The organism is Streptomyces sp. NPDC046870 (genome assembly GCF_040704595.1).
Taxonomy (GTDB): Bacteria; Actinomycetota; Actinomycetes; order Streptomycetales; family Streptomycetaceae; genus Streptomyces; species Streptomyces argyrophylli.
In genome coordinates this window covers 81,055-105,925 of sequence record NZ_JBEYXM010000004.1, presented here as the reverse complement: position 1 = coordinate 105,925, position 24,871 = coordinate 81,055, and the positions used below count along the sequence as shown (strand labels likewise).

Annotated in this window: 20 protein-coding genes and 1 riboswitch; of the genes, 18 read left to right on the top strand and 2 right to left on the bottom strand. The window is 72.4% G+C overall.

Annotated features, from left to right (window positions below):
- Nucleotides 1–202: 202 nt before the first annotated feature.
- The 4 genes from mfd (at nt 203) to AB0946_RS11550 (ending at nt 5,644) form a co-directional block, all read left to right on the top strand.
- On the top strand, nt 203–3,733 hold the full coding sequence (gene mfd / locus AB0946_RS11565) for a transcription-repair coupling factor (RefSeq protein WP_366760372.1): 3,531 nt from the start codon (nt 203–205) through the stop codon (nt 3,731–3,733).
- Nucleotides 3,730–3,903 (top strand): hypothetical protein, encoded by a 174-nt coding sequence (locus tag AB0946_RS11560; protein WP_366760711.1) that lies wholly within the window; start codon nt 3,730–3,732, stop codon nt 3,901–3,903. The genes mfd and AB0946_RS11560 overlap by 4 nt, the downstream gene beginning before the upstream one ends.
- A 195-nt stretch (nt 3,904–4,098) precedes the next feature.
- Nucleotides 4,099–4,815, top strand: a complete 717-nt coding sequence (locus AB0946_RS11555; protein WP_366760371.1) for an HNH endonuclease family protein — start codon at nt 4,099–4,101, stop codon at nt 4,813–4,815.
- Between the two features lie 85 nt (nt 4,816–4,900).
- Entirely contained in the window at nt 4,901–5,644 is a 744-nt protein-coding gene (locus AB0946_RS11550; RefSeq protein ID WP_366760370.1) for a GNAT family N-acetyltransferase, read from the top strand.
- 67 nt (nt 5,645–5,711) lie between these two features.
- Here the strand turns inward: AB0946_RS11550 and AB0946_RS11545 are convergent, their stop codons facing one another.
- Together AB0946_RS11545 and AB0946_RS11540 are read right to left on the bottom strand one after the other, a co-directional pair.
- Nucleotides 5,712–6,464, bottom strand: a complete 753-nt coding sequence (locus tag AB0946_RS11545; protein ID WP_366760369.1) for a hypothetical protein — start codon at nt 6,462–6,464, stop codon at nt 5,712–5,714.
- Between the two features lie 70 nt (nt 6,465–6,534).
- Nucleotides 6,535–7,233, bottom strand: a complete 699-nt coding sequence (locus AB0946_RS11540) for a hypothetical protein (protein ID WP_366760368.1) — start codon at nt 7,231–7,233, stop codon at nt 6,535–6,537.
- Nucleotides 7,234–7,422: 189 nt separating this feature from the next.
- On the opposite strand from AB0946_RS11540, the gene AB0946_RS11535 reads away from it, so the two are divergent.
- The 14 genes from AB0946_RS11535 to AB0946_RS11470 all read left to right on the top strand — a co-directional run bounded on the left by AB0946_RS11535 (nt 7,423) and on the right by AB0946_RS11470 (nt 24,657).
- Nucleotides 7,423–9,822 carry an N-6 DNA methylase gene (locus AB0946_RS11535; RefSeq protein ID WP_366760367.1) on the top strand — a complete coding sequence of 800 codons (2,400 nt, stop codon included), beginning with the start codon at nt 7,423–7,425 and terminating at the stop codon, nt 9,820–9,822.
- A 200-nt stretch (nt 9,823–10,022) separates the two neighbouring features.
- Nucleotides 10,023–10,673: a hypothetical protein gene (locus AB0946_RS11530; protein ID WP_366760366.1), complete on the top strand. Its 651-nt coding sequence runs from the start codon at nt 10,023–10,025 to the stop codon at nt 10,671–10,673.
- Between the two features lie 17 nt (nt 10,674–10,690).
- Nucleotides 10,691–12,205, top strand: a complete 1,515-nt coding sequence (locus AB0946_RS11525) for a serine/threonine-protein kinase (RefSeq protein ID WP_366760693.1) — start codon at nt 10,691–10,693, stop codon at nt 12,203–12,205.
- 154 nt (nt 12,206–12,359) lie between these two features.
- Nucleotides 12,360–13,187, top strand: coding sequence for a glycoside hydrolase domain-containing protein (locus tag AB0946_RS11520; RefSeq protein WP_366760365.1), 828 nt, complete (start codon nt 12,360–12,362; stop codon nt 13,185–13,187).
- Between the two features lie 156 nt (nt 13,188–13,343).
- Complete coding sequence (locus tag AB0946_RS11515; protein ID WP_366760364.1) at nt 13,344–13,991, top strand: SurA N-terminal domain-containing protein; 648 nt, start codon at nt 13,344–13,346, stop codon at nt 13,989–13,991.
- Between the two features lie 109 nt (nt 13,992–14,100).
- Nucleotides 14,101–15,090, top strand: coding sequence for a nucleoside triphosphate pyrophosphohydrolase (locus AB0946_RS11510; RefSeq protein WP_366760363.1), 990 nt, complete (start codon nt 14,101–14,103; stop codon nt 15,088–15,090).
- A gap of 279 nt (nt 15,091–15,369) precedes the next feature.
- Nucleotides 15,370–16,683, top strand: a complete 1,314-nt coding sequence (locus AB0946_RS11505) for a cytochrome P450 (protein ID WP_366760362.1) — start codon at nt 15,370–15,372, stop codon at nt 16,681–16,683.
- A 218-nt stretch (nt 16,684–16,901) separates the two neighbouring features.
- A complete protein-coding gene (locus tag AB0946_RS11500; RefSeq protein WP_366760361.1) occupies nt 16,902–17,996 on the top strand; it encodes a transglycosylase family protein in 1,095 nt (364 codons plus the stop codon).
- A 183-nt stretch (nt 17,997–18,179) separates the two neighbouring features.
- Nucleotides 18,180–18,351: riboswitch (cyclic di-AMP (ydaO/yuaA leader) on the top strand.
- 4 nt (nt 18,352–18,355) lie between these two features.
- Nucleotides 18,356–19,087: a transglycosylase family protein gene (locus AB0946_RS11495; RefSeq protein WP_366760360.1), complete on the top strand. Its 732-nt coding sequence runs from the start codon at nt 18,356–18,358 to the stop codon at nt 19,085–19,087.
- 298 nt (nt 19,088–19,385) lie between these two features.
- A complete protein-coding gene (gene eno / locus AB0946_RS11490; protein WP_041665249.1) occupies nt 19,386–20,687 on the top strand; it encodes a phosphopyruvate hydratase in 1,302 nt (433 codons plus the stop codon).
- A 105-nt stretch (nt 20,688–20,792) separates the two neighbouring features.
- Entirely contained in the window at nt 20,793–21,269 is a 477-nt protein-coding gene (locus AB0946_RS11485; protein ID WP_171155557.1) for a septum formation initiator family protein, read from the top strand.
- Between the two features lie 49 nt (nt 21,270–21,318).
- On the top strand, nt 21,319–21,879 hold the full coding sequence (locus tag AB0946_RS11480; RefSeq protein WP_366760359.1) for a DUF501 domain-containing protein: 561 nt from the start codon (nt 21,319–21,321) through the stop codon (nt 21,877–21,879).
- Nucleotides 21,876–22,817 (top strand): Ppx/GppA phosphatase family protein, encoded by a 942-nt coding sequence (locus AB0946_RS11475; RefSeq protein WP_366760358.1) that lies wholly within the window; start codon nt 21,876–21,878, stop codon nt 22,815–22,817. The genes AB0946_RS11480 and AB0946_RS11475 overlap by 4 nt, the downstream gene beginning before the upstream one ends.
- 457 nt (nt 22,818–23,274) lie before the next feature.
- A complete protein-coding gene (locus tag AB0946_RS11470) occupies nt 23,275–24,657 on the top strand; it encodes an NAD(P)/FAD-dependent oxidoreductase (RefSeq protein WP_366760357.1) in 1,383 nt (460 codons plus the stop codon).
- Nucleotides 24,658–24,871: the final 214 nt, after the last annotated feature.

Here is a 24,871-nt window from a genome sequence, read left to right as displayed (position 1 = left end):
GCACACGGGGGTTGCGGCGGGCGGACCCGGTGCCGGGGAGTCCTGGGGGACTTCCCGGCACCGGGTCTTCGCGCTGTGCGCCCGCCCGGGGTTGTCCACAGCCCCCGCGCCTTCGCCCACGCCGTCGTACGCTGGACAGCCCCGGCCCGTCGCACGAGTCGGGCCCTTCGTGTTGCCGACCCCCTGGACGGAAAGCCCCTCCATGAGCCTGCACGGTCTGCTCGACGCCGTAGTCAAGGACCCCGCCCTCGCGGAAGCGATCAGGGCGGCGGCGGACGGCAACCGCCCGCACGTCGACCTGGTCGGCCCCCCGGCCGCCCGGCCCTTCGCCATCGCCGCCCTGGCCCGTGAGGCCGGCCGCCCGGTGCTGGCGGTCACCGCGACCGGCCGGGAGGCCGAGGACCTCGCCGCCGCCCTGCGCTCCCTGCTGCCCGAACAGGGCGTCGTGGAGTACCCCTCCTGGGAGACCCTCCCGCACGAGCGGCTCAGCCCCCGCAGCGACACCGTCGGCCGCCGCCTCGCCGTCCTGCGCCGCCTCGCCCACCCCCGCCCCGACGACCCCGAGACCGGCCCGGTCTCCGTCGTCGTGGCCCCCGTGCGCTCCGTGCTCCAGCCGCAGGTCAAGGGTCTCGGCGACCTGGAACCGGTGGCGCTGCGGACCGGCCAGAGCGCCGACCTGAACGACGTCGTCGAAGCCCTCGCGGCCGCCGCCTACGCGCGCGTGGAGCTGGTCGAGAAGCGCGGCGAGTTCGCCGTACGCGGCGGCATCCTGGACGTCTTCCCGCCCACCGAGGAACACCCCCTGCGCATCGAGTTCTGGGGCGACGACGTCGAGGAGATCCGTTACTTCAAGGTCGCCGACCAGCGCTCCCTCGAAGTCGCCGAGCACGGCCTGTGGGCGCCCCCCTGCCGCGAGCTGCTGCTCACCGACGACGTCCGCGCCCGCGCGCGTGCTCTCGCCGAGGAACACCCGGAGCTCGGCGAACTCCTGAACAAGATCGCGGAGGGCATCGCGGTCGAGGGCATGGAATCCCTGGCCCCGGTCCTCGTCGACGACATGGAGCTGCTGCTCGACGTCCTGCCCGAGGGCGCCATGGCCGTCGTCTGCGACCCGGAGCGGGTCCGCACCCGCGCCGCCGACCTCGTCGCCACCAGCCAGGAGTTCCTCCAGGCGTCCTGGGCGGCCACCGCCGGCGGCGGCGAGGCCCCGATCGACGTCGGCGCGGCCTCCCTGTGGTCCATCGCCGACGTCCGCGACCGCGCGCGCGAGCTGGACATGATGTGGTGGTCGGTGTCCCCGTTCGCCGCCGACGAGGAACTGGACGCGGACACCCTCAAGCTCGGCATGCACGCCCCCGAGACCTACCGCGGCGACACCGCGCGGGCCCTCGCCGACACCAAGGGCTGGCTCGCGGACGGCTGGCGCGCGGTGTTCGTCACCGAGGGCCACGGCCCGGCCGCCCGCACGGTGGAGGTCCTCGGCGGCGAGGGCATCGCCGCCCGCCTCGACAACGACCTCGGCGAGCTCAGCCCCTCCGTGGTGCACGTCTCCTGCGGCTCGATCGAGTACGGCTTCGTGGACCCGGCGCTCAGACTCGCCGTGCTCACCGAGACCGACCTGTCCGGGCAGCGCACCGCCACCCGCGACGGCGCCCGGATGCCGGCCCGCCGCCGCAAGACCATCGACCCGCTCACCCTGGAGCCGGGCGACTACATCGTCCACGAGCAGCACGGCGTGGGCCGCTACATCGAGATGGTGCAGCGCACCGTCCAGGGCGCCACCCGCGAGTACCTGGTCGTGGAGTACGCGCCCGCCAAGCGCGGCCAGCCCGGCGACCGGCTGTACATCCCGACCGACCAGCTGGAGCAGATCACCAAGTACGTCGGCGGCGAGGCACCCACCCTGCACCGCCTCGGCGGCGCCGACTGGACGAAGACCAAGGCGCGCGCGAAGAAGGCCGTCAAGGAGATCGCCGCCGACCTGATCAAGCTCTACAGCGCCCGCATGGCCGCCCCCGGCCACGCCTTCGGTGCCGACACCCCCTGGCAGCGCGAGCTGGAGGACGCCTTCCCGTACGCGGAGACCCCGGACCAGCTCACCACCATCGCCGAGGTCAAGGAGGACATGGAGAAGTCGATCCCCATGGACCGCCTCGTCTGCGGCGACGTCGGCTACGGCAAGACCGAGATCGCGGTCCGGGCCGCCTTCAAGGCCGTGCAGGACGGCAAGCAGGTCGCCGTCCTCGTCCCCACGACCCTGCTGGTGCAGCAGCACTTCGGGACGTTCTCCGAGCGGTACGGACAGTTCCCGGTGAACGTGCGGGCACTGTCCCGCTTCCAGACCGACACCGAGGCCAAGGCCGTCCTGGAAGGGCTGAAGGACGGCTCCGTGGACGTCGTCATCGGCACCCACCGCCTGTTCTCCTCGGAGACCAGGTTCAAGGACCTGGGCCTGGTCATCGTCGACGAGGAGCAGCGCTTCGGCGTCGAGCACAAGGAGCAGCTGAAGAAGCTCCGCGCCAACGTCGACGTGCTGACCATGTCCGCCACCCCGATCCCGCGCACCCTGGAGATGGCGGTCACCGGCATCCGCGAGATGTCCACGATCACCACGCCCCCGGAGGAGCGCCACCCGGTGCTCACCTTCGTCGGGCCCTACGAGGAGAGGCAGATCGGCGCCGCCATCCGCCGCGAACTGCTGCGCGAGGGCCAGGTCTTCTACATCCACAACCGCGTCGAGTCCATCGACCGCGCCGCCGCCAGACTCCGCGACATCGTCCCCGAGGCCCGCATCGCGACCGCCCACGGCCAGATGTCGGAGTCCGCGCTGGAGCAGGTGGTCGTCGACTTCTGGGAGAAGAAGTTCGACGTCCTCGTCTCGACCACGATCGTCGAGTCCGGCATCGACATCTCCAACGCCAACACGCTGATCGTGGAGCGCGGCGACACCTTCGGCCTGTCCCAGCTGCACCAGCTGCGCGGCCGCGTCGGCCGGGGCCGCGAGCGCGGCTACGCGTACTTCCTGTACCCGCCGGAGAAGCCGCTGACGGAGACCGCGCACGAGCGCCTGGCCACCATCGCCCAGCACACCGAGATGGGCGCCGGCATGTACGTCGCGATGAAGGACCTGGAGATCCGCGGCGCCGGCAACCTGCTCGGCGGCGAGCAGTCCGGGCACATCGCGGGCGTCGGCTTCGACCTGTACGTCCGCATGGTCGGCGAGGCCGTCGCGGACTACCGGCGCCAGCTGGAGACGGGCGGGATCGAGGAGGAGGCCCCGCTCGAGGTCAAGATCGAGCTGCCGGTCGACGCGCACGTCCCGCACGACTACGCGCCCGGCGAGCGGCTGCGCCTCCAGGCGTACCGTTCGATCGCCTCGGTCAACTCCGAGGAGGACATCAAGGCCGTCCGCGAGGAACTCACCGACCGCTACGGCAAGCTGCCCGAGCCGGTGGAGAACCTGCTGCTGGTCGCCGGGCTGCGCATGCTCGCGCGCGCGTGCGGCGTCGGCGAGGTCGTCCTCCAGGGCACCAACATCCGCTTCGCGCCGGTGGAACTGCGCGAGTCGCAGGAGCTGCGGCTCAAGCGGCTCTACCCGGGCACGGTCATCAAGCCCACCGCCCACCAGGTGCTGGTCCCGCGCCCGAAGACCGCGAGGGTGGGCGGCAAGCCGCTGGTCGGCCGCGAACTGCTGGCCTGGGTCGGTGAGTTCCTCACCTCGGTCCTGGGGTGACGGCGGGGTACACGGGCGGGGCGCGCACGCGGATCGGTGAGCCGGCCGAGGCCACCGGGACACCGCGCGCCCTGCGCCCCTGCGCGCGGCAGGGCCTGATCACGTCCGTGCGCGCGCCCAACGGCTACCGCGCGCCCGCCACCGGTACGGCCGTCCGGGTCCGCGCGTAGCCGAGCGGGGAGTCGGGGGTGACGACCCGGCGGCCCACGTCGACGGCCCGTCACCTCCCCCCTTGGTACCCGGTGTGCTTCCCGATGCCCCCTTCGCGCCGGCATCTGACGGGTGGCAGCGGGAAGTTACGGTGGTGAGCGGAACGATCCGCCCGCGCCTGCGGGGCGGGCCAGGGTGAGGGAGGGAGACGCACTGTGACGCGTCCGAGGGGCGGGGCGGCCATCGCCGTTGCGGTGCTGGTCGCCGTGACCGGCTGCACGGCCGAGCAGACCGAGGGGGCCTCCGGGCCCGCGAAGAGCGGAACCGGGGGCGCGGCCCTGGCCGCCGTCGACTCACTGACCGTCAAGGGGCGCGCGCCGAAGACCGGTTACTCCCGGGAGCGGTTCGGCACCGCCTGGGCGGACACCGACTCCAACTCCTGCGACACCCGCGACGACATCCTCAAACGCGACCTGAAGCAGGTGCGGTTCACCGGCGGCAGGTGCAGGGTCTCCTACGGGCTGCTGGACCCCGACCCCTACTCCGGCAAGGACATCACCTACCGGCGCGGTCGCAGCCAGGTCGACATCGACCACGTCGTCGCCCTCTCCGACGCCTGGCAGAAGGGCGCCAAGTACTGGGACCCCAGCAAGCGCATAGCGCTGGCCAACGACCCCCTGAACCTCATCGCGGTCGACGCGAGCACCAACCGCGGCAAGGGCGACGGCGACGCGGCCACCTGGCTGCCGCCGGACAAGTCCTACCGGTGCGCCTATGTCGCCGCCCAGGTCGCGGTCAAGAAGAAGTACGGCCTGTGGGTCACCGCCGCCGAGCGGAGCGCCATGAGGAAGGTCCTCGCCGGCTGCCCCGGCCAGAAGCTCCCCACCGGTGGCAACCCCACCAAGGCACCCGAGCGCTTCCGGGCCCGGTGACCCGCACGGGCACCGCCCGCACCGCCGTCCCGCCGCCGGGCAATGCGCTGTCCCGCCCGGCCAGGCACCGCCTACCGTGACCGTCATGGACATCAAGGTGAGCAGCCTCGCCGAGCGGCCCGACCGGCTCGGGGCGGTGCTCGGCATGACCGACACCTGGCCCGAGTTCGTCACCCACGACCTGGTGGGCAACGCCCACTACGGCCGCATCCCCACCGAACTGCCGGAGTACACGCTGTTCGCCGAGGACGCGGACGGCCGGGTCGTCGCCCACGCCTACAGCGTGCCCTTCGCCCTCGACCTGGACGGCCGGCGCACCCTGCCGGCCCGGGGCTGGGACCAGGTCCTGGTGTGGGGCTTCGCCGACCTGCGCCACGGCACCCGCCCGGACACCGTCAGCGCCATCGCGGTGACCATCGCCCCGCACGCCCAGGGCCGGGGCCTGTCGTCCGTCATGCTCTCCGCGATGCGCGACAACGCCCGCGCCCGCGGCTTCCGCGAGGTCGTCGCCCCCGTCCGCCCCAACGCCAAGCACCGCGAGCCACGCACCCCGATCGCCGAGTACGCCCACCGGGTCCGCCCCGACGGGCTGCCCGCGGACCCCTGGCTGCGCGTGCACGCCCGGGCCGGCGCCACCTTCGACTCCGTCGCCCCGGCCTCCATGACCGTGACCGGCTCGCTGGAGGACTGGCGCCGCTGGACCGGGCTGCCCTTCGACACGGCGGGCGACGTCGAGGTGCCCGGCGCCCTGGTCCCGGTCCGCTGCGAACCGGAGCACGGGTACGCCGTCTACACCGAGCCCAACGTGTGGATGCGCCACGCCCTGTGACCCCGCGCCGGGCCCCGCCCACCGGCACCGGCCGTTCCGGCGCGTAGGCCTCGCGGCGCGTCGGCTGTTACAGCGCGTCGAGGTCGACGATCTCGCCCGTGGGCTTCCGCGCGGGCACCGGCTTGCCGTAGTCGACGAACGACAGGTGCTCCGGCTGCTTCCCGCCGGACACGCTGTCGACCCGCAGCAGGTACGGCTTGCCCTCGGTCGCCACGTACGCCGTGTAGCGCTCCTTGCCGTCCTTCTCGTGCAGGGTGATCGCGGGCGCGCCGTCGACCTGCGTCGTCTTCCCGCGGGTGGTGCCGGCCGTGCCGCCGCCGCTCATGTCGCCGAGCACCGAGTCCAGGTCGCAGAAGCTCGCGATGTCCTTGGCGTCCTGGCCCTTCACGGCCATCTTGGTCCACTTCCCGGCCAGCATGTCCACGGCCGCCTGCGTGTCCTCCTTGGACTCGCCCTCGCTCTGCGCGCGCAGGAACGCCTCGTCGTACTTCATGTAGACGGTGCTGCCCGTCTTGATCAGGTCGGCCTTGCCCTGCCCGCTCATGCGCATCGTGCCGGCGCACCTGCCCTCGTGGTCGATCGCCATGTCGATGTCGATGACGCCCTTGCTCTCGTCGTCGCTGACCTGGCCCTTCAGCCGCACGGACGAGGCGCCCGTGGTGGCCTTCAGCGCGCGGTCGGCGATCTGACCGCCGCTCAGCCCGGCGAACGGGCCCTTCGGCTTGCTGTCCGCCGAGTCCTGCCCCGGCTGGCAGCCGGTGGTGAGTCCCGCCGTGGCCGCGGCGGCGAGACAGAGGGCGGCGAGTGCGGTACGACGCATGACGGTTTCCTCACTGAGAGAAGTGGGTGATGAGAAGTGGGGGGTGGGAAGTGCGGCGTGAGCGGACGGGTCAGGCCTTCTTCCAGGTGCCGCAGTCGTTCGTCTTGAAGTAGGCGTCCGACGGGCTGATGGTGACGACGGCCGTACCGGTGACGTTGTTGTTCGCGATGATCGAGTCCAGCCCGTGGCCGGCGTCCTTCGTACGCTCCCAGTAGCAGGAGTCGTCGGCGTTGCCGGTCGACCTGTAGGTGCCCGGCGCGATGTCCGTACCGACCTTGAACATGCCCCCGTCCCCGTCCATCGAGGAGGCGGGCGTGCCCTTCGCCTTCGGGTCCACGGCCTCCCAGTCCTCGCAACCGCTGGACTTGAACAGCTTGTCGGTGGCCTTCACGGTCACGTAACTGGTCCCGCTGACGTTGTCGTTGGCGAGCAGGGAGTCGAGTTCACCGGAGGCGTCCTTGGCGCGCTCCCAGTAGCACATGCCGTCGTCGTTGCCGGTCGTGCGGTACGTCCCCGGCTTCACGTCGGTGCCGACCCGGTACTCGCCGTCGCCCCCGAAGGCGGCCTTCTTCTCGGGCTTCGCGCCGGACTTCCCGGCTCCCCCCGAACCCTTCCCGGCGCCGGACCTGTGCTCGGCCGACGCCGAGGACCCCTTGTCCCCACCGCCGGAACCACCGTCCTTGCCGTCGCTGCCGGCGTTGGCGGACACGGCACCGATGACGACGATCCCCACGACGGCACCGAGCGCGACCTTGGCCTTCATCCCCATGGCGAACCCCTCCCCAGACGTTTGCGGCCTCCCCCTCCGGTGGCCGCTCGTTCGCTGGGTCAATAAGACCAGAGCCTGTGAACCGAGTCAACACGATTCACGGAACTACTGGAGTACACGGCGTGAACCGCCATCTCTTGTGTACGTCGGTATGCTCGGTGCTCACACGGGACGAGGGGAGCGGGGCCGGTGCAGGACAACGCGACAGAGGTGACCGCCGCCGGTATCGCGCGGCTGGCCGGGGTGGGCCGCGCCGCCGTCAGCAACTGGCGCCGTCGGCACGCCGACTTCCCGAAACCGGTGGGCGGCACCGAGACCAGCCCGTCCTTCGCGCTCGCCGAGGTCGAGGCCTGGCTGCGCAAGCAGGGGAAACTCGCCGAGGTGCCGTTGCGCGAACGCGTGTGGCAGCAACTCGCGGGGCACCCGGAAGGACCGCTTCCGGCCCTGGTGCAGACCGGCTGTGTGCTGCTGCTGATCCACGAGCGGCCCACCGTCTGGCTCGACGCGAGCGCGGGCTCCGACGCACGGCTGGCCGCGATCCTGTCCGGAGCGCTGGACCAGGTGCTGGTCCCGCGTCTCGGGGGACCGGTGGCAGGGGCGGGGCGCCGGGCGCGGGGCGCGGCTGTGGCAGGGGCCGTGGCAGGGGCTGTCGGTGCCGGGGGTGTGAACCCGGGTGGGGACGCTCTTGGTGTGAACGCCGCTCGTGACGTCGAGGGTGTGAACGCGGGTGTCGGCTCCCCGGACGTGAACGTGGCCGTCGATGCCGCCGGTGTGCACGCCGGCGGTGAGCCCGGCCGTGTGAACCCCGCCCTCACGCCTCCGGCCGTGAACCCCTCACCGACGTCACCGCCTGTGAACGCCGCACAAACGCCCCAGCCCGTGAACGCCCAGTCGGTCACCCACCACACGCGGGCCGTTCACACCGCCCCAGCCGCAACGGCCCTCCCGGCGGCCCCACCCGCCCCGGCACTCCGCGCCCCCACCGGCCCCCAACTCCTCCTCTCCGCCCCCCTCCTGCGCGGTGCCGCCGAACTGGCCGCCGAGATGGGCGCACGGCAGGCGTTCGAGTTCCTGCTGGGCCGGCACCTGGACGCCAACCCCCGCCAGTACACGCTCACCCCGGCCGAACTCGCCGGTCTCATGGCCGACCTCGCCGGACCGGCCCGCACCGTCCTCGACCCGGCCTGCGGCACCGGCGCCCTGCTGCGCGCCGTGGCCACCCGGCCCGACCAGGAGCTGTACGCCCAGGACAGCGCCCCCGAACTGGCCGCGATCAGCGCGCTGCGGCTCGCGCTGCACAGCCGGGCCACCGTGCGCGCCGCCGCCGGTGACACCCTGCGCGCCGACGCGCACCCCGGACTGCGCGCCGACGTCGTCCTGTGCCATCCGCCGTTCAACGAGCGCAACTGGGGCCACGACGAACTCGCCTACGACCCCCGCTGGGAGTACGGCTTCCCGGCCCGCACCGAGTCCGAACTGGCCTGGGTGCAGCACGCGCTGGCCCGGCTGGCCGACGGCGGCACCGCCGTGCTGCTCATGCCGCCGGCCGCCGCGTCCCGCCGTTCCGGGCGCCGGATCCGCGCCGATCTGCTGCGCCGGGGCGCGCTGCGGGCCGTGGTCGCGCTGCCGGTCGGGGCGGCACCGCCGTACAACATCCCGCTGCACCTGTGGGTGCTGCGCCGGCCCGACCGGGCGCCGGTGACGCCGGAGGTGCTGCTCGTGGACACCGGGAGGTTCGCCGGGGAGGGGCGGGGCGGCCCGGACTGGGAGGCGGTGCGGGAGGCCGTGACGGACGCCTGGGGCGCCTTCACGCGCGCGGGGCAGCTCGCGGAGCGGCCCGGGCTCGCCCGTCCGGTGCCGGTCATCGACCTCCTGGACGACGACGTGGACCTGGCTCCCGCCCGCCATCTGCCGCCGGCCGCGGTGGCCGACGGCGCGGAGCAGCTCACGCGGGTGCGTGAGCGCCTCGGCGCCACCCTGCGCCTGACCGCCGACCTCACCCCGCCCCCGGCCGACCCGGCGCCGGCCGCCCGCTGGCCGCTGACCACGGTCGGTGAACTCGCGCGCGCGGGCGCGCTGGTGATGCGGACCGGCGGGAACGGCGGTCACGCGCGCGTGCCGGTGCTCACCGACCACGACGTGCTCGCCGGAACGGCGCCCTCGGGCACGCTCCCGGAGAGCGAGGAGGAGGCCGTACTGACCGAGCCGGGGGACGTCGTCGTACCGGTGGTCGGCGGCGGATCGGTGGCGCGGGTGGTCGACGAGGCGACCGGGGGCGCGGTCCTGGGGCGCAACCTCGTGCTGCTGCGCCCGGACCGGTCGGCCCTCGACCCGTGGTTCCTCGCCGGGTTCCTGCGGGGCACGGCCAACAACCGGCAGGCCAGCAGCTATGCCTCCACGGCGACCCGGCTGGACGTGCGCCGGCTCCAGCTGCCCCGGCTCCCGCTGGAGGAACAGCGGCGCTACGGCGACCGGTTCCGCGCGCTGGACGAGTTCGAGCGGGCGCTCAGGCAGGCGAGCCGGCTCGGGGAACAGCTGGTGCGCGGGATGTACGACGGCCTGACGGACGGCACGGTCGCGCCCGGCTGACCCGGACACGGAACGCGGCCCGGCCGAACGGTTGCGGCCGGACCCCGTGGAACGGCCGGACCACGTGAAGTGATCAGTGCGACAACGGTTCGGTACAACCCGGGACCCGTTGTCCGTGTCGGCCTATACGCTCGGACTCCGACCGGGACACCGTCCCGTCGGCGTCCGTCCCATCGGTCCCACTCGGTCCAGGAGCAGTCATGTACGGCCACGGCGCGGTGCCGCCTCCCCGCAGCGCGGGAAAGGTCATATCCCTGCGCGTGATGTTCGCGGCGGCCGGGGCCCTCACCTGCGGACTGCTGTCGTGCCTGCCGTTGTTCCGGCTGGCCTTCGTGCGGGGCCGCTGGTACGACTGGCTGTCGGCCTGGCTGAGCCTGCCGCTGTCCGTCACCGGGTTCGTGGTGGTCGGTGAACTGCCGGAGGAGGACTGGCGCAGCGACGTCGCCCTGGGCCTGCTCATACTGCTCGGCGTGGCGTCCGCGGCGTACTACCTGGCCGTGGACATCCGGCTGCACCAGCGGCAGCGGTTCGCCGGGTTCCCCCCTGCGCACGCCGCCACCCACGCCCCGCCCGCGCCCGGACCCTACGGCTTCGGGCACGCGGCGGCGCCGTACACCGCGCCCGCGCCGGCCCCGCAGCACCCCGTACCGCCCGCGCACCACACGCCGGTGCCCCGGCCGCACACCCCGATACCCGGGCCGCCGCACACCGCGGCCGTGCCCCCGGCCCCCGCGCCGCCCCAGCGCCCCGCGCCCGCCCGCATCGACCAGGTACGCGCCGAACTGGACGAACTCAGCGACTACCTGCGCCGGCACGACGGACACGAGGGCCACGGCGAGGGCGGACGGTGACCGTGACGACAGGACGCATGGTCGCCGGCCGGTACGAACTGTCCACGCTCATCGGGCAGGGCGGCATGGGCCAGGTCTGGACGGCGTACGACCGCCGGCTCGACCGGCGTGTGGCGGTGAAGCTGCTGCGCCCGGACAAGGTGGCGGGACAGGAGGCGGACGAACTGCGCCGCCGCTTCGTGCGCGAGTGCCGGGTGACCGCGCAGGTGGACCACCCCGGCCTGGTGACGGTGCACGACGCGGGCAGCGAGGGCGAGGAGCTGTTCCTCGTCATGCAGTACGTCGACGGCGCCGACCTCTCCGACCACCTCGCCGAGCACGACCCGTACCCGTGGCAGTGGACGGTCGCGGTGGCCGCGCAACTGTGCGCCGTGCTGAGCGCCGTGCACGCCGTGCCGATCGTGCACCGCGACCTCAAGCCGCGCAATGTGATGGTGAAGCAGGACGGCACGGTCACCGTCCTCGACCTGGGCGTGGCCTCGGTGATGGACACCGACACCACGCGCCTCACGCACACCGGCTCCCCGATCGGCTCGCCCGCCTACATGGCGCCGGAGCAGGCGATGGGCGGCGCGGTCGGCCCGTACACCGACCTGTACGCGCTCGGCGTGCTGATGCACGAACTGCTCAGCGGCGAGGTGCCGTTCGCGGGTTCCACCGCCCTGGGCGTGCTGCACCGGCACCTGTACGAGCCGCCGCTGCCCGTGCGCCGGATCCGCCCGGAGGTCCCCGAGGCGCTCGAGAGGCTGGTGCTGCGGCTGCTCGCCAAGGACCCGCAGCACAGGCCGGCGTCCGCGCAGGAGGTGTACGAGGCCCTGGCGCTGCTCCTGCCCGCGCGCGGGACGCCCACCGGAGCGCCCCTGGACCCCACGCGCCCCTTCCTGCGCCCGCACGCCCCCTGGCCGGACCGCGCACGCACCCCCGCGCCGCAGCCCGCGCCCGTCGCACCGGCGCCGCCGGTGGCCGGGAAGCCCGATGTCGCCGCCGCCGTGGACGACGTCAAGCGCCTGCTGGGCGAGGGCCGCATCACACAGGCCGTCGACATCCTGGGCGCGATCCTGCCGGCCGCCGCCGAGCAGCACGGTGAGCACTCACCGGTCGTACGCACCCTGCGCAAGCAGTACGCGGCCACGCTGATGGACGACGGCCAGTACCGGCGCGCGCTGCCCGAACTGCGCCGGCTCGCCGACGAACGCGCCGCCGAGGCCGGCCAGGCCGACCCGCAGTCGCTGCGCTACCGCTACGAGGCCGCGCAGTGCCTGGAGCAACTGGGCGAACCGGCGGCGGCGCTCGCCGAGTACCGCGCGCTGCTGCCGTACTACGAGAACCAGTACGTCTCCGGGGACCCCCAGCTCGCCCACGAGGTGCGCCGCCGCATCGGCCATCTGCTGCTCGCCCTCGGCGACCGGCCGGCCGCCCACGACACCCTCGCCCGGCTCGTCCTGGACGTCGAACGGCTGCACGGCCCCGGCCATCCGCTGGCCGCGGAGATCCGGCGGACCCTGCAGTGGCTGGGGCAGGTGCGCGGGTAGCCGCGCGGAGACTTCGCCGGGGTCTGGGAGAATCCCGGGCACGCGAGGGGCTCGCGTCTCCCGGCGCCGGACCCGGCGTCCGATGCGTTTCGCTTCGTTTTCGCCAGACACGCACGCGCGTCGACGCGCCGTGCGACGAGCAGGGGTGGGGTTCATGGCCGGTCATCGGCAGTCGAAGAAGCGCAGGTACCTCACCTGGGCGGTGGCCGGCGCGGCCGTCGTCACGGGGGCCGGGATCGCCGCCCAGACCTCCATGGCCGCCACCACCTGGCCGGCCCAGAAGACCTTCACGGGCCGGGCGTTCGACACCTGCACCGCCCCCTCGCTGTCGGCCATGAAGGCCTGGCACACCGGCTTCTACGGCGCCGCCGCCGTCTACGTGGGCGGCAAGAACCGCGGCTGCGCCCAGCCCAACCTCACCGCCTCCTGGGTGAAGTCGGTCAACTCCCTCGGCTGGAAACTGATCCCGATCTACGTCGGCGCCCAGCCGCCCTGCCAGACCGGCTCCAGCCCGGAGAAGCTGTCCGCAGCGACCGCGGCGTCCCTCGGCGTGACCGACGCCAAGGACGCCGTCGCCAAGGCGTCCGCGCTCGGCATGAAGGCGGGCAGCCCCGTGTACCTCGACATGGAGCCGTACGACGTCCAGAACAAGACGTGCAACGACGCCGTGCTCACGTACGTCCGCTCGTTCACGAAGACGCTGCGGTCCAAGACCTACCGCGGCGGCTACTACGGCTTCACCAGCTCCAGCGCCAAGGCCGTCGCCACCGCGAAGGACACGACGGACCTGCCGGGCAACCTCTGGTACGCGCTGTGGGACAAGCAGAACACGACGACCGCGGACTGGCCGTGGGACGCGACCCGGTACACGAACCACAGCCGCGGCCACCAGTACATGGTGAACAGCAAGGAGGCGCACGGCGGGGTCACGCTGACCGTCGACCGGGACGCCTGGGACGCGCCCGTGGCCGTCGTCGGCTGACCCGGCCGGCCCGACGGCCCCTCGGGGAGCGGCGCGGCGGTGCCCGAAGCGCGCGCGAATCGTTGGTCGAATGGGTTGGCCGCAGCCTGCCCACTGCCTACCATCGATCACCGCAAGACTTTGTGCACCGCCGCACAATCTCCCTGGGAGGTCCCCTTGCACCGCCGCCGCACCGCGCTCGTCCTCACCGCCGTGACCGCCGCCGCGGCACCCCTGCTGACCGCCTGCGGAAGCGACGCGCACCCGGGCGCCGCGGCCGTCGTCGGCGGGCAGCGGATCACCGTCGCCCAGCTGGAGGGCCGGGTCAACGAGGTCCGCCGGGCGCAGCGCGCCGCGGTGCCGGACGAGGCGCAGTACCAGCAGGTCGTCTCCTCCACCAGCACCCTGACCCGCGACACCCTGCACAACATGGTGCTCGACCGGGTGCTGCACCGCGCCGCACGGGACGCCGGCATCAGCGTCACCCGCAAGGAGATCCAGCAGATGCGCGGTGAGCTGGAGCGGCAGGCCGGCGGCGGCAAGGGCCTGGAGACGGCCTGGCTGCAGAAGTACGGCATCGCCCCGGCCCGCCTCGACGACAACCTGCGGCTGCAACTGGAGGCGCAGAAGCTGGCCGCGCGGCTCGGCACCGACACGAGCCAGCCCGCCTTCTGGAAGGCGCTGTCCAAGGCGTCGGAGGAGCTCCACGTCGACCTCAACCCGCGCTACGGCTCCTGGGACGTGCAGAAGAGCAGCCGTGTGGACGCCGGGACGCCGTGGGTACGGGAGGTCACGACGGCGGGCGGGGAGCCGGTGACGGCGTAGGCGGGCCACTGACCGGCGCGGCGACGCGTCCGGTCGTACGGTCACATGATCGTGCGGGGCCTGTGGACAACCCGGTCCGCTCCCTCGCCCCGTGGGTTACGTTCGGATCGTGAACGAAACCAGCCCCGAGGCCCGTGGGGGAGCCGCCCCCGGCCGCATCGTCCTGCTCACCACCAGCCACCGCGTCGCCCCCGGTCTGCTGTCCTGGCCCGCCTGGCAGGCCCTGCGCACCGCCGACGACGTGCTGTGCGCGGACGGCGCCCATCCGCAGCTGCCGTATCTGCGCGAGGCCGGGATAGCCGTGGCGGAGGCGTCCCCCACGGCCGAGGAGCTGGTCGGCGCCTGTGCCGGCGGCCGGACGGTGGTGGTCGTGGCCACGGGTGAGGGCGAGCCCGCCCTCACCGACGGCCTCGCCCGGCTGGCGGGCTCCGGCCGGATCGCCATGCCGGAGCTGGAGCTGCTGCCCGCCTCCTACGACCTGCCCGGTGCCCGCCTGCTGGACCTCGTGCAGGTCATGGACCGCATCCGCGCCGAGTGCCCGTGGTCCTCCCGGCAGACCCACGAGGGCCTGGCCAAGTACGGCATCGAGGAGGCCTACGAACTGGTCGAGGCCATCGAGGCCGGCGACCGCGCGGAACTGCGCGAGGAACTGGGTGACGTCCTCCTCCAGGTCGTCTTCCACTCCCGCATCGCCGAGGAGGACCCGGACGCGCCGTTCTCCGTCGACGACGTCGCCGGCGGCATCGTCGCCAAGCTCGTCCACCGGCACCCGCACGTCTTCGGCGACGAGCGGGCCGAGACCCCGGAGGACGTCAAGAAGCACTGGCTTCGCACCAAGGCCGAGGAGAAGCGGCGCGAGTCGGTGACGGACGGCGTCCCGCTCGGCCAGCCCGGCCTGGCCCTCGCCGCCAAGCTGGCCTCCCGCACCCGCACGGCCGGCCTCGACGTCCCGCTGCCGCAGGGGGACGGCATCGGCTACGAGCTGCTGGCGCTGGCGGCCCGCGCCGAGGCGGCGGGCACCGACCCGGAGGCGGCACTGCGCGCGGCGGCCCGGGCCTACCGGGACGCGATACGAGCCGCCGAGGGCCTGCCGGCCTAGCGTCTTTCGTTCGGACGCCGGGCTCGCGGGCCCTGGCACCGCGCCTCGCCGCGCTGTCCCCGAGGCCGGCCTGCCCGGCACTCGCGGCCTCGGGGACGGCGGCCGGGTGTCCCGGGGCGCGTGACGGGCTGCCGAGGGCCTGCCGGCCTGGCACGGCACCGGCGCCGCCGCTGTCCCCCCAGGCGCCTGCCCGTCTGATACCGCCGGCACCGCGCCCCCGCCCCCCCACCTCGCCCCCACCGCGTCCGACGCCCCCGGCGAGCCGGATACGGTCGAGGTGTGACCGACCAGCCCTGCCCCGCCGAGCCGTCCTCCCACCCCGCCCGGCCGTCCTCCCACCCGGGCGAGCCGGCCCCCGCCCTCTTCACCTGGGAGTTCGCCACCGACCCCTATCCCGCCTACGCCTGGCTGCGCGAGCACGCACCCGTGCACCGGACGCGGTTGCCGAGCGGGGTCGAGGCCTGGCTGGTCACCCGGTACGCCGATGCCCGGCAGGCCCTGGCCGACCAGCGGCTCAGCAAGAACCCGGCGCATCACGACGAGCCCGCGCACGCCAAGGGCAAGACCGGTATCCCCGGCGAGCGCAAGGCCGAGCTGATGACGCATCTGCTGAACATCGACCCGCCGGACCACACCCGGCTGCGCCGGCTGGTCAGCAAGGCCTTCACACCCCGCCGCGTCGCCGAGTTCGCGCCCCGGGTGCAGGAGCTGACCGACCACCTCATCGGCCAGTTCGCGCGGCGCGGCTCCGCCGACCTCATCCACGAGTTCGCCTTCCCGCTGCCCATCTACGCCATCTGCGACCTGCTCGGCGTCCCGCGCGAGGACCAGGACGACTTCCGGGACTGGGCGGGCATGATGATCCGGCACGGCGGAGGCCCCCGGGGAGGCGTCGCCCGGTCGGTGAAGAAGATGCGCGGCTACCTCGCCGAGCTCATCCACAAGAAGCGCGAGGCGCTGCCCGCCGAGCCCGCGCCCGGCGAGGACCTGATCTCGGGCCTCATCCGCGCCTCCGACCACGGCGAGCACCTCACCGAGAACGAGGCCGCCGCCATGGCCTTCATCCTTCTGTTCGCCGGCTTCGAGACGACCGTCAACCTCATCGGCAACGGCACCTACGCCCTGCTCACACACCCCGGACAGCGCCGGAGGCTGGAGGAGTCCCTGGCGCGCCGGGAGACGGACCTGCTGGCGACCGGTGTGGAGGAACTGCTGCGCTACGACGGTCCGGTGGAGCTGGCCACCTGGCGGTTCGCCACCGAGCCGCTCACCATCGGCGGACAGCGGATCGCGCCGGGCGATCCGGTGCTCGTGGTCCTCGCCGCCGCCGACCGGGACCCGGAGCGGTTCGCCGACCCGGACGTGCTGGACCTCGCCCGCCGCGACAACCAGCACCTCGGGTACGGCCACGGCATCCACTACTGCCTCGGCGCGCCGCTCGCCCGCCTGGAGGGCCAGACCGCGCTCGCCACCCTGCTCACCCGGCTGCCCGACCTGCGGCTGGCCGCGGACCCGGCCGAACTGCGCTGGCGCGGCGGACTCATCATGCGCGGCCTGCGCACCCTGCCGGTGGAGTTCACGCCCGCCTCCTGAGCACTCGGCGCCTCCCGGGTACACCGTCCGACCTGGTGCGGCGGGACCCCGCACAGCCTCTTCAAGGGAACATGACGAACGTTCAACTCTGTGATCTTCACGTGATCTGTGCGGCATGAACTTGTGACAAGTGATCGTCTGCCGATACGTTCACCCATCAGCGCGGCGACCGGCTCCGTTCGCCGCGCCGGTCCTGCTGTCGCTCGAAAGGCTTCTGCATGCTCTCCGGGAACGGCCGACACCGTCGCCCCCGCCAGGCCCCGGCTCTCCTCGTCGCGGCCGGAGTGACCGGCTCCGCCATCGCCATCCCGCTGCTCGGCGCGGCGAGCGCCAACGCGGCCGACGGCACCACGTGGGACAAGGTGGCCGAGTGCGAGAGCGGCGGCTCCTGGAGCGCGGACACCGGCAACGGGTACTACGGCGGCCTGCAGATCTCGCAGGAGGACTGGAACGCCTACGGCGGCGGGCAGTACGCGGCCAGCCCCGACCAGGCGAGCCGCAACCAGCAGATCGCCGTCGCCGAGAAGATCCTCGCCGACAAGGGCACCACCCCCTGGGCCACCTGTGCCCTGCTGTCCGGTCTCACCGAGGACTCGGGTTCGACACACGTCGACACGGGCGTCGGTGGCTCGGGTGGCTCGGGTGGCTCGGGCAAAGCGGGTGGTTCGGGTAAAACATCCGGATCGGCGGGCAATTCCGGTACATCCGGTTCCTCCGGTGGCTCCGACTCGTCCGGTCTGCCGGATTCGTCGCCCTCCGCCGACGCGGACTCCGACGCCAACTCCGGCTCCGGGGCCGGTTCCTCCTCGGAGGAGACCGCCACCACGCCGAGCGTCAAGCCGGACAAGGCCGCCGGTGCGGACACCGGTTCGGCAGGGACCAACACCCCCAAGTCCGACAAGTCCACCGCGCCGGACGCCGGAAGCCCGCAGGGAACCGGCAGCGCGCCCACCGTCACCCCGGACGCCGGTGTCGCGGACAACCCCCAGCAGGCCGCCGGTTCCTGGAGCCTGGTCGACACCGGGTCCCTCGGCGGCGGACGCCACCGGGGCGTGAGCGCGGACGAGGGCGGCGCGGACGAAAGCATGACAAACGGTCAGAAGCCCGTGTCCTCTGGTCGGCACGCCTCCCGTGAAACGGACACGTACACCGTCCGTCAGGGCGACACCCTCGCCTCCATCGCCGACTCCCTTGAGGTCGACGGCGGATGGCGCGCGCTGTACACCGGCAACAAGAAGGCCATCGGGACCGACCCGAATCACATCAGTGCCGGTCAGACCCTGGAAGTCGGGGGCGAATCGGGCGGGAAGTAGGGGGAGTTGACGTCCCGCTTAACGCCCTAATGTCCGATTTGGCGAAAGTGTGGGATGAGTCTCAGAAGCCCTGATCGTCTTTGAAATTCCGCGGATCGCGTGTCTACGGTCGTGATCGCTCGTCACCACGAGCCCCGGCAGCCGCAACGCCGAATCCTGCCAGCGGTCGCCCGGGAACAGTCGTCGCGTCAAGCGCCGTAGGCAGGAGCGGGGGACCCAAGGTAGGCGCCGGGCCCGGCAGTTGATGCCGGAACCGGCTCGGGGTGAAGCCGCACCCGCGTGAGCGGAGTGCGGCCGGGCAACTCAACCGGCCCGAACCCGACAGCTCACCTCGCAGGCGTCGGTGAGGGGATCGATCCATGCTGTTCTCCAGCAAGGGCAAGCACCGTCGTCCGTCCAAGGCCGTCCGCGCCGTCGCACTCGCCGGTGTCACCGGTGCCGCCGTCGCCGCTCCGCTGATGGCGGCCGGCAACGCCTCCGCGGCCACCGCCTCCCAGTGGGACGCGGTCGCCCAGTGCGAGTCCGGTGGCAACTGGTCCATCAACACCGGCAACGGCTACTACGGCGGTCTGCAGTTCTCCGCCTCCACCTGGGCCGCGTACGGCGGCACGCAGTACGCGGGCACCGCCGACAAGGCGAGCAAGGCGCAGCAGATCGCCGTCGCCGAGAAGGTCCTCGCCGCTCAGGGCAAGGGCGCCTGGCCGGTCTGCGGCACGGGCCTGTCCGGCACCCCGTACAACGGCTCCGCGCCGAGCACCTCCACCCCGAGCACCTCCACCGGCTCGGGCGGCTCCACCGGCTCGGGCGGCTCCACCGCCACCCGCTCCACCGGTGAGCAGGCCGCCTCCCGCTCCGCCGAGCGTCCGGCCGCGAGCGCGAGCAAGGGCCAGAGCAAGACCGTCACCACCCCGACCGGCAAGAAGGTCAAGAAGGGCGACGGCGAGTACAAGGTCGTCACCGGTGACACCCTCAGCTCCATCGCCGTCAAGCAGCACGTGCGGGGCGGCTGGCAGAAGCTGTTCGAGCTGAACAAGGACATCGTCGAGGACGCCAACCTGATCTACCCGGGTCAGCAGCTGCACCTCAAGTAAGACCCCGGCCCGGGCCCGCGTCCGCGCGCGGGCCGCGCCGACGGCCCCGGCGGGCCGTACCCCCGTCCCCACGGGCTCCCCGCCCCGGTGCGTGTTCCCCCGTACGCACCCGGGCGGGGCTTTTTTGCGTCCAGTGGCCCCTGAAGCCTTTGTTTCGGCGAGAAACAAAAGGTACCGTCGGCTTGTCCACGGGACGGTCGGTCGGTGGCCGGCGCCCCCGGGACGGTTAGGCTCTAGTCGCAAGGCACAGCCGTAAGGCACACCGCCCCGCACTTCCAGCGTCACATCCAAGAAGGAGATGCTCGTGCCGTCCATCGACGTCGTCGTAGCCCGGGAAATCCTGGACTCCCGAGGCAACCCCACGGTCGAGGTCGAGGTCGGCCTCGACGACGGCAGCACGGGTCGTGCCGCCGTCCCGTCCGGCGCCTCGACCGGCGCCTTCGAGGCCATCGAGCTCCGCGACGGCGACCCGAACCGCTACCAGGGCAAGGGCGTCGAGAAGGCCGTCCTCGCCGTGATCGAGCAGATCGGCCCGGAGCTGGTCGGTTACGACGCCACCGAGCAGCGCCTGATCGACCAGGCCATGTTCGACCTGGACGCCACCGACAACAAGGGCTCCCTCGGCGCCAACGCCATCCTCGGCGTCTCGCTCGCCGTCGCGCACGCCGCCTCCGAGGCCAGCGACCTCCCCCTCTTCCGCTACCTGGGCGGCCCGAACGCGCACCTGCTGCCGGTGCCGATGATGAACATCCTGAACGGCGGCTCGCACGCCGACTCCAACGTGGACATCCAGGAGTTCATGATCGCCCCGATCGGCGCGGAGTCCTTCTCCGAGGCCCTGCGCTGGGGCACCGAGGTCTACCACACCCTGAAGAAGGTCCTGAAGAGCAAGGGCCTGTCCACCGGCCTCGGCGACGAGGGCGGCTTCGCCCCGAACCTCGGCTCCAACCGTGAGGCCCTCGACCTCATCCTGGAGGCCATCAAGGAGGCCGGCTACATCGCCGGCCAGCAGATCGCCCTCGCGCTCGACGTGGCCGCCTCCGAGTTCTACAAGGACGGCAAGTACCTCTTCGAGGGCAAGGAGCGCTCCGCCGCCGAGATGACGGAGTACTACGAGGAGCTCGTGGCGGCCTACCCGCTCGTCTCCATCGAGGACCCGCTGTTCGAGGACGACTGGGCCGGCTGGAAGGTCATCACCGACAAGCTCGGCGACAAGGTCCAGCTGGTCGGCGACGACCTGTTCGTCACCAACCCCGAGCGCCTCGCCCGCGGCATCGAGGAGGGCGCCGCCAACGCCCTGCTGGTCAAGGTCAACCAGATCGGCTCGCTGACCGAGACCCTGGACGCCGTCGAGCTGGCCCAGCGCAACGGCTTCAAGTGCATGATGTCGCACCGCTCCGGCGAGACCGAGGACGTCACCATCGCCGACCTGGCCGTCGCCACCAACTGCGGCCAGATCAAGACCGGTGCTCCGGCCCGCTCCGAGCGCGTCGCCAAGTACAACCAGCTGCTGCGCATCGAGGAGATCCTCGACGACGCGGCGGTGTACGCGGGCCGCAGCGCGTTCCCGCGTTTCCGCGGCGGGATCTCCAAGGGCTGACCCATCCTGGCGTAAGGCTTAGCCAGTCGTACGTACGTCCCCGTGCCCGGTCCCGTACCGTGTCCGGGGACGTACGCGCGTGTGAAAGGGGAGGCGGAGAGCCAGATGGCCGTGAGGGACCGGGACCGTTTCTCCACCGCGACCAGGCTGCGGCTGCTCGGCGAGCAGACGGCGGCCCGGGTCTACCGTTCCCAGACCAAGCGGCAGGCCCGCCGCTCCCGGCTCACCGGCCGCGCGGCGCTGCTCGCGCTGGTGCTGTGCACGATGATCGTCGCCCTCGCCTACCCGATGCGGCAGTACGTCTCCCAGCGCGAGCAGATCGCCGACCTCGAGCGGCAGCGGGAGCAGGCCCGTGAACGCGTCGAGCAGCTGCGCGACCTGAAGGCGCGCTGGCAGGACGACGCCTACGCCGAGCAGCAGATCCGCCGCCGGCTGCACTACGTGATGCCCGGCGAGACCGGGTACGTGGTCGTCGACCCGGGCGCCGCCAGGCAGTCCCGCGCGGACCTCGGGGCCGCCCGCCGGCCCTGGTACACGAACGTCTGGGAAGGCGTCGACAAGGCCGACGCCTCCGACCAGTGACCGGCCCGTCCGGTCCGGCAACCGACACGAACCCACCTTGAAAGCAGTCATGGAAACCCCTCCGCCGCCCACTCCGCGCACCGAGCCCACCGACGCGGACGTAGAGGCCTTCAAGCAGCAGCTGGGCCGCCCGCCGCGCGGCCTCAGGGCCATCGCGCACCGCTGCCCCTGCGGTCAGCCGGACGTCGTGGAGACGGCACCGCGCCTGCCCGACGGCACGCCCTTCCCGACGCTGTACTACCTGACGTGCCCGAAGGCGTCCTCCGCCATCGGCACGCTGGAGGCGAACGGCGTGATGAAGGAGATGACCGAGCGGCTGGGCCGCGACCCCGAGCTGGCCGCCGCGTACCGGGCCGCGCACGAGGACTACGTGCGCCGCCGGGACGAGATCGAGGTCCTCCAGGGCTTCCCGAGCGCGGGCGGCATGCCGGACCGGGTGAAGTGCCTGCACGTGCTCGTCGCCCACTCGCTGGCCGCCGGCCCGGGCGTGAACCCGCTCGGCGACGAGGCCCTGGCGATGCTGCCGGAGTGGTGGCGCAAGGGGGCGTGCGTGACGCCCGACAGCGCTGGGACGGACGAGCGCGACGACAGCGAGGGGGACGAGAAGTGACCCGCGTGGCCGCCATCGACTGCGGTACCAACTCCATCCGTCTGCTGGTCGCGGACGCCGACCCGGCGACGGGCGAACTGACCGACCTGGACCGCCGGATGACGATCGTGCGGCTCGGCCAGGGGGTCGACCGCACCGGCCGGCTCGCGCCCGAGGCACTGGAGCGCACCTTCGCCGCCTGCCGTGAGTACGCGGAGGTCATCAAGGAGCACGGCGTCGAGCGCCTGCGCTTCGTCGCCACCTCCGCCTCCCGCGACGCCGAGAACCGCGAGGAGTTCGTGCGCGGTGTGCTGGACATCCTCGGGGTCGAGCCGGAGGTCATCACCGGCGACCAGGAGGCCGAGTTCTCCTTCACGGGTGCCACGAAGGAGCTCACGGGCCGTACCGACCTCACCCCGCCCTACCTGGTCGTGGACATCGGCGGCGGCTCCACCGAGTTCGTCGTCGGCGACGACCACGTGCGCGCCGCCCGGTCGGTGGACGTCGGCTGCGTGCGGATGACCGAGCGGCACCTGGTGCACGGCGGCGAGGTGAGCGACCCGCCCACCGAGGAGGAGATCGCCGCCATACGGGCCGACATCGAGGCCGCCCTGGACCTCGCCGAGCAGTCGGTCCCGCTGCGCGAGGCGCACACCCTGGTGGGCCTGGCCGGGTCCGTCACCACAGTGTCCGCCATCGCCCAAGAGCTGCCCGCGTACGACTCCACGCGCATCCACCACTCCCGGGTCCCCCGGGAGCGGGTGCGCGAGATCACCGAGCGGCTGCTGCGCTCCACGCACGCCGAGCGGGCCGCGATCCCGTCCCTGCACCCGGGCCGGGTGGACGTCATCGGCGCGGGCGCCCTCGTCCTGCTCGCGCTCATGGAGCGGATCGGCGCCGAGGAGGTCGTGGTGAGCGAACACGACATCCTCGACGGCATCGCCTGGTCGCTGGCGTGAGGCGTGGCGTGGCTCTCTTTTGTTACCGAGTGGTAGCCACCTGCTGAGCAGGTTGGATAACGTTTGAGCGGTGCCCGGGGCCCCCTTGAGGGGCCCTTGGTCATGCCCCGCCGGAAACCTTCGTGAAGTTCTTCACAAGGAATTCCCTCCCGTCGGGCCCCGGAAGGGGGCCCATTGGCCCTTTCGGGGGTCCGAGAGCTGTTTGAACATGTTCAGACGAGGGGTGCGGGAGGGGTCCGGAGGGGGGTGTTCCGAGGGTGTCACGGTGCCCTCACGGCCACCTCGCCGAGCCGGAGAGGCAGCTCACGCGGCCTTGACAACGGGGCGAAGCGCCCTGCGGTTCCCTCGTGCCGCCATGGTCCGCGTCATGCGAGCCGCGGAGTTTAACACAGGCCTCGTCAGACCTTGTGAAGGGGCGCACGAGCGACCCCCCGGGGGCGGGTGGATACTCGATGCCATGAGCACCACGGAGCGTCCCAGGATCCTCGTAGTAGGCGGTGGGTACGTAGGCCTGTACGCAGCTCGGCGCATCCTCAAGAAGATGCGCTACGGCGAGGCGACCGTCACGGTCGTCGACCCCCGGTCGTACATGACCTACCAGCCCTTCCTCCCCGAAGCCGCCGCCGGCAGCATCTCCCCTCGCCACGTCGTCGTCCCGCTGCGACGCGTGCTGCCGAAGGCGGAGGTCCTCACCGGTCGGGTCACCACCATCGACCAGGACCGCAAGGTCGCCACGATCGCCCCGCTGGTGGGCGAGGCGTACGAGCTGCCGTTCGACTACCTGGTCATCGCCATGGGCGCGGTCTCCCGCACCTTCCCGATCCCCGGCCTCGCCGAGCAGGGCATCGGCATGAAGGGCATCGAGGAGTCCATCGGCCTGCGCAACCACGTCCTGGAGCAGCTGGACAAGGCCGACTCCACGACCGACGAGGAGATCCGCCGCAAGGCGCTCACCTTCGTCTTCATCGGCGGCGGCTTCGCGGGCGCGGAGACCATCGGCGAGGTCGAGGACATGGCCCGGGACGCGGCCAAGTACTACAAGAACGTGTCCCGCGAGGACATGCGCTTCATCCTCGTCGACGCCGCCGACAAGATCCTTCCCGAGGTCGGCCCCAAGCTCGGCCAGTACGGCAAGGAGCACCTGGAGAGCCGGGGCGTGGAGATCTACCTCTCCACCTCCATGGACTCCTGCGTCGACGGCCACGTGGTGCTGAAGAACGGCCTGGAGGTCGACTCCAACACCATCGTGTGGACGGCCGGTGTCAAGCCCAACCCGGCCCTGTCCCGCTTCGGTCTGCCGCTCGGCCCGCGCGGTCACGTCGACTGCGAGCCCACCCTCCAGGTCAAGGGCACGGACTACATCTGGGCCGCCGGCGACAACGCCCAGGTGCCGGACATCGCCGCCCGCAAGGCCGGCGTGGAGAACGCCTGGTGCCCGCCGAACGCCCAGCACGCGCTGCGCCAGGCCAAGGTCCTCGGCGACAACGTGGTCTCCGGCATGCGGGGCTTCCCGCAGAAGGAGTACGAGCACGCCAACAAGGGCGCGGTCGCCGGTCTCGGCCTGCACAAGGGCGTGGCCATGCTCGTCATGGGCAAGATGAAGATCAAGGTCAAGGGCCGCCTCGCCTGGTACATGCACCGTGGCTACCACGGTCTGGCGATGCCGACCTGGAACCGCAAGATCCGCGTCTTCGCCGACTGGACGCTCGGCATGTTCCTCAAGCGCGAGGTCGTCTCCCTCGGCGCCATGGAGAACCCGCGCGAGGAGTTCTACGAGGCCGCCAAGCCGGCGCCGGTCGCCGCCGCGAGCAAGACCGAGGAGAAGGCCAAGGCCTCCTGACGTCGGGTCACCGACAGACCCTCGGGTCACCGAAAGACAGTCCGGTCACCGACAGGTCCTCCTGTCGGTGACCGACCCGGAAGACCTCCTGCCATCCGTGGTGCGGGAGGTCTTCCGGCGTTCCCGGGCACCCATCTGCATGGTTTCTGCAACCGTTTTGCCCAGTCGTAACTCCTTTGCGGGACTGCGCCGAGGCCCTCGCGGTGTTTACGTG